This is a genomic window from Chamaesiphon sp. VAR_48_metabat_403 (assembly GCF_031422475.1).
Classification (GTDB): Bacteria; Cyanobacteriota; Cyanobacteriia; order Cyanobacteriales; family Chamaesiphonaceae; genus Chamaesiphon.
In genome coordinates, this window is the sequence record NZ_JANPLS010000024.1 from 1 (window position 1) to 5,735 (window position 5,735).

The window sequence follows — 5,735 nt, forward strand, 5'->3', positions numbered from 1 at the left end:
AGCCATCGCAAACAAGTTCAAGCCGCCCATCCCGACATTACCATCACCGGAATGTACAACCTGCTCGAAAAACTCCGCGCTGGCGAACCATTTACCGATATCGATCGAGCATACAACAATCGCGCCCTCGTCTCCACCCTCAAACAAATCCACGACGACTTAGACACCGCCGTATTTGCCGCCTACGGTTGGCAAGACTTAGCGGGTAAACATCACCCCGAAATTACCGAAACCATCCTCGAACGCCTCGTCGCCCTCAATGCCGAACGCGCCGCCGAAGAACGCAACGGACACATCCGCTGGCTCCGTCCCGAATACCAAGCCCCCGAACAGGTGCAAGCCACCCAGACAACCCTCGCAGGCATCGACGACCCAGCAGAAACCGCAGCAACCCCCGTCGAACAGCAAAAATGGCCCCCGCAACCAAAAGACCAACTCGCCGCCATCCGCGACCTGTTACGCAGCAGCAGCGGCGCATGGACAGTGGTGCAGATTGCCAACCAATTTACAGGCAAAAATACTCAGAAGAAATTGGAGGCGATTGACGAAAATCTCGATCGATTAGAATGGTTTGGGCTGCTGGTGAAACGCGAGGATGAATCGATCGTGTACTGGCAATATGCGGAGTTACAACAAACTGCTTAGAGGAGGTATGCGTGGTTTGATAGCTGCGTTTGGGATCTGAATCCCCCAAACCCCCTTTTTAAGGGGGCTTAGGGGATTCAGATCTACGATCGATCGGATGAAAGTTGAGTGATTTAGGCTGCTAAATAAGGATAATCAGTATAGCCCTCAGCCCCCGCAGAATAGAACTTAGCCGGATCTGGAGCATTAAGTTCGGCGTTTTTGGCAAACCGAGTGGGCAGATCGGGATTGGCAAGGAACGGCACCCCAAAAGCAACTGCATCGAGCTTACCACTAAAGATCGCCGCTTCTGATTCCTCCGCGTCATAGCCCATATTACCAACGATCGCGCCTTGATAGATCGATCGGATTGGGGTCATCACATCGCCCTGTTGAATGCCCTTGAAGTCCGATCTCATCACATGGAGATAAGCCAGACGATAGTCGTTGAGCTTACCCGCCAGCCAACTAAACGTCGCCACAGGATCGCTATCGACCATACTATTAAAACTATTCAGCGGTGAAATTCTGACACCGACGCGATTACTATCCCAAACGGCAATCGTCGCGTCTAGTACTTCCAATAACAACCGAGCGCGATTTTCCACAGTACCACCATAAGCTCCCCCGCGTTGGTTCGAGCCATCCCGCAGAAATTCATCTAATAAATAACCATTCGCTGCATGAATTTCCACGCCATCGAATCCCGCCGCCTTCGCATTTACCGCCGCCGCTTTAAAGCCAGCAATAATTATCGGTATTTCTGCATCGGCTAATTCACGGGGAACCGTGTAGGGAAACTTGCCATCTGGAGTATGAATTTCATCATTAGTAATCGCGATCGCACTCGGCGCAACAGGCACCTTACCACCATTCAATAATGGATGACAAGCCCGCCCACCATGCCAGATTTGGAGCACAATTTGACCACCTTTAGCATGTACCGCATCGGTAACTTGCTTCCAGCCAGCAACTTGAGCGTCATTATAAATCCCTGGTTCTGCGCCAAACGCCGAGCAACCATCCATCGCAGCAGTAGCCTCGGCAATAATTAATCCAGCACTAGCCCGCTGACTGTAATGTTCTGCCATCAGAGCCGTCGGTACGTGGTTTTCGTCTGCCCGACAGCGGGTTAATGGTGCCATTAGCATCCGATTGGGTAGGGTTAATCCCCCAAGTTTCAGCGGTGTAAACAGATGGGTAAATGTCATAGCTAACTAAGTAATAATGAAGGGCGAGATTAGTCTGCTGTAGCAATTTCGATAATTCGATATTCTCGAACTATTAAACTATATCAACCAATATGAGATAATGCAAGTAGCGATCGATACAGTTAGAAATCGACAGCACATCTGTAACCGCCACCACCCAACATGCGCCCCTTCTATCACCCCCAATCCGAAGATATCTCCCTAGTTGGCGTACTCTACGCACTGGGAGATCCGGTACGGTTGCAGATCGTCCAACGACTAGCCGAAATCGGGGAATTAACTTGTTCGGATCTAGATTGCGCCGTTGCCAAATCTACGATGTCCCACCATTTCAAAATCTTGCGAGAATCAGGGTTGGTGCTAACGCGGAAAGAAGGAACTCAGCACATTAATACGCTCCGAACTGCCGATCTCGACAGGCTTTATCCAGGACTCTTGGCAGCGGTGTTGCGTCCTCTGATTACTAAATAATGCCGTCGATCCGTATTACAGAAAATTAACATCGGGTGCGATTCTAGACACACACCTGTAAATCTCGATATAATTTATAACATCAGGACGCTGACAAACTTAGGGTAAAGAGGTGACGGTCATGAATGTTTTCACTCAGCATACGTAACATATTTCCACTAGTAATAGTGTCAGAGAAAATTCATCCCAGTCCTAGTGCAATATCCTTCACCCGCCAACTCGTTAGTTAAGGGTACATGGTTCAAACTCATCTGTGGGGCTAGCTTTGGGTATCTACCAGCCATTCGCTCTCTGGCGATCGCCTATACGTTAGCAGGAGCTGATTGTATCGATGTTGCTGCCGATTTAGCGGTAATTAGTGCGGCAATAGACGGCATTAAAGTTGCTAACAAATTAGCCCAAACCGATCGATCGTCGGATCGCCCCTGGTTGATGGTGAGTTTAAATGATGGTATCGACCCCCATTTTCGCAAAGCAGAATTCGACCCCACTCAATGTCCGGCTGATTGTTCGCGTCCGTGCGAGCGAATTTGCCCTGCGGATGCGATTGACCCTCAAGGAGTCATCGACAGCCGTTGTTATGGCTGCGGGCGATGTTTGCCGATTTGCCCGGTGGGTTTAATTACCACGCGCGATCGAGCAGCCACGCCCAGTAGTATCTTCCCCGCCCTGGCCGCTGGAGAAATCGACGCGATCGAAATTCACACCCAAACCGGACATTTAGAAGACTTTCGGCGGTTGTGGAGCATCCTCGCACCTGTCGCCCATCAGCTCAAATTGCTAGCGATTAGTTGTCCCGATAGTAGCGAATTAATCGCCTACCTGCGATCGATTCACGCTACCATTGCCGCAACTTATTATCCCGACCCATTACCCTTCACACTCCTGTGGCAAACCGATGGGAGACCGATGAGTGGCGATATCGGTGCGGGGACGACACATGCGGCAATTAAATTAGGCGAAAAAGTCCTCAGTGCAAATCTTCCTGGCTACGTGCAATTAGCTGGCGGTACCAACCATTACACCGTCCCCAAACTCCGGGAACGTCAACTTTTACCCCCAACTACTCGCACCCACGTCCACGGTGTCGCCTATGGTAGCTACGCACGCGTTTTACTATCGTCGATTCTCGATGAATTAGATGCTCGCACGGACGATCCGGGGAAATTAGAAAACCATCCAGACTTATTATCTGCTGCGGTGGCGATCGCCCGCGAATTAGTTGGACAGTTAAAAGATTTACCCAACAGTAAACAAGTTGATGAACCTGCTGGGGGAAAGGAGAAAGCGGATGCAATCGCGCTGTAGGCGAAGACGTGTCGTTAGACGGTCTCCTCAGCGTGCGTTGCACCAAGCAGAAGAAAGGGTGAAGGCTGCTCTTTTCCCACGCTAAAAAATATAGACTCTAATTCTTTCTCTGTGCTCTTCACGCGCCTCTCTCTTGATTCGCTAAACCGTCGGGGAACCCGACGAGCGCGAATCGCTGCGGTTAAAAAAAGAATCACCTTAATAACAGTAATGGACGAAAATTTAAGTCTGGGCAGAATGCAAATCACTGACGACTTGCATCAATTATTGGCAGTGTTACCGGAATCGATTCGGACTACTTTAGAACAGCATCCCAAACTCAGCATCTTAGTCGAAGTAGTCATGGATTTAGGGCGATATCCCGAAGCGAGATTTCCCGATGGAGCCGAATATCTCAGCGAAATCCCCATTACTAGAGCAGATCTGCAAGCTTGTGTCGATCGCATTGGCTCATTTAGCGGCGATAATCGCGCCGGAATCGAGCGCACCCTCCATCGGATTAGCTGTTTGCGAAACCGCACGGGCGAAATCATCGGGTTGACTTGTCGCGTCGGTCGCGCCGTCTATGGCACGATTAATATGATTCGCGACCTAGTAGAAACAGGCAAATCGATTTTAATGTTGGGTCGTCCGGGAGTCGGTAAAACCACCGCCCTGCGGGAAATTGCGCGCGTATTAGCCGACGAACTCGGCAAACGAGTAGTAATTATCGATACCAGTAACGAAATTGCTGGCGATGGCGATATTCCCCACTCCGCCATCGGGAGAGCCAGACGGATGCAAGTCTCCCGCCCCGAACTTCAGCATCAAGTGATGATCGAAGCCGTCGAAAACCACATGCCCGAAGTCATCGTCATCGACGAAATCGGTACCGAACTCGAAGCACTCGCCGCTCGGACGATCGCCGAACGCGGCGTACAATTAGTCGGCACCGCCCACGGCAATCGCCTCGAAAACCTGCTCAAAAACCCCACCCTCTCCGACCTCATCGGCGGGATTCAAGCAGTGACCCTCGGCGACGATGAAGCCCGTCGGCGCGCCTCTCAAAAAACCGTCCTCGAACGCAAATCTCCCCCCACCTTTGAAATCGCCGTCGAAATGCACGAACGCCATCGCTGGGTCGTTCACGATAGCGTCGCCGAAATGGTCGATACCCTGCTCCGCAACCGCCAACCGACACCCCAAATTCGCACCGTTGACGAAGCAGGCAAAGTTTCGATCGTCCGCGAACTCCCCGAAGCCTTAAAAAATGGTCTGATGCCGCCGCCAAACGTACCCCAAACGCCCCGTGGCTGGCGATCGAGCGGTCGAATGGCACCCATGCCAGCCACCCTGGCTACCAACGCCTCACAGGCGACCCTAGAGGCAGATCTGGGCTTCGCCCAACTCCTCGATCGCAACTGGGATGACGATGAAGCCATCATCCACTCAGCCGGGACACCAGTCGGGGCAAACGGTGAAGAGTTACCCCTCCACGTCTACCCCTATGGCATCGGGCGCGACGAATTAGAGCAAGTAATTGAAGTCCTCAACCTCCCCGTAGTATTGACCAAAGATATGGGCAGTGCCGATGCCGTCCTCGCCCTGCGAACCCACATCAAAAATCACTCCAAACTGCGCCAAATTAGCAAAGTCCGGCAAGTCCCAATCTACAGCGTCAAATCGGGCACCATTCCCCAAATCACCCGCACCCTGCGACGCATGTTGCATATGGACGATCCGGGCATCCCCGAAGCCGACGACATGCGGTTATTTGCCCAGAATGGCAGCGATGATGAAGTTGAAGCACTAGAGGAAGCCCGATTAGCCGTCGAGCAAATCGTCATCCCCAACGGTCAACCCGTCGAATTGTTACCGCGATCGAGTTATGTCCGCAAAATGCAACACGAACTGATCGAACATTATCGCCTCAAATCAGCCAGCTTCGGCGAAGAACCAAATCGCCGCTTGCGGATTTTTCCAGCTTAAATTTAGGCTTTAGACTTTAGGGGATAGGTTTTAGGCTTTAGGCTTTTAGGAATTGTGGCCAAGTGATCTACCAAGCCGTAGGCACAGTAAGCGCACTCGGTCTAGATCGGGCAGGCGATCGTTTAATAGCCAAGGGACTTGCGTGGAAATAAC

At 51.5% G+C, this 5,735-nt stretch carries 4 protein-coding genes and 1 pseudogene; 4 read left to right on the forward strand and 1 reads right to left on the reverse strand.

Annotated elements, in window-relative coordinates; translation table 11 throughout:
- Positions 1-645: pseudogene (locus tag RMO79_RS01310) on the forward strand (class I SAM-dependent DNA methyltransferase); the annotation flags it as partial.
- Positions 646-758: 113 nt separating this feature from the next.
- On the opposite strand, the gene RMO79_RS01315 reads toward RMO79_RS01310, so the two are convergent.
- Complete coding sequence (locus RMO79_RS01315; RefSeq protein WP_310481249.1) at positions 759-1,835, reverse strand: alkene reductase; 1,077 nt, start codon at positions 1,833-1,835, stop codon at positions 759-761.
- A gap of 162 nt (positions 1,836-1,997) precedes the next feature.
- Here RMO79_RS01315 and RMO79_RS01320 point away from each other — a divergent pair, with 162 nt between their 5' ends.
- From RMO79_RS01320 to RMO79_RS01330, 3 genes are all read left to right on the forward strand, one after another.
- Positions 1,998-2,306 carry a metalloregulator ArsR/SmtB family transcription factor gene (locus RMO79_RS01320; protein WP_310481250.1) on the forward strand — a complete coding sequence of 103 codons (309 nt, stop codon included), beginning with the start codon at positions 1,998-2,000 and terminating at the stop codon, positions 2,304-2,306.
- 195 nt (positions 2,307-2,501) lie between these two features.
- Positions 2,502-3,614, forward strand: a complete 1,113-nt coding sequence (gene ldpA / locus RMO79_RS01325) for a circadian clock protein LdpA (RefSeq protein WP_310481251.1) — start codon at positions 2,502-2,504, stop codon at positions 3,612-3,614.
- A gap of 210 nt (positions 3,615-3,824) precedes the next feature.
- Positions 3,825-5,582 carry a R3H domain-containing nucleic acid-binding protein gene (locus RMO79_RS01330; RefSeq protein ID WP_310481252.1) on the forward strand — a complete coding sequence of 586 codons (1,758 nt, stop codon included), beginning with the start codon at positions 3,825-3,827 and terminating at the stop codon, positions 5,580-5,582.
- Positions 5,583-5,735: the final 153 nt, after the last annotated feature.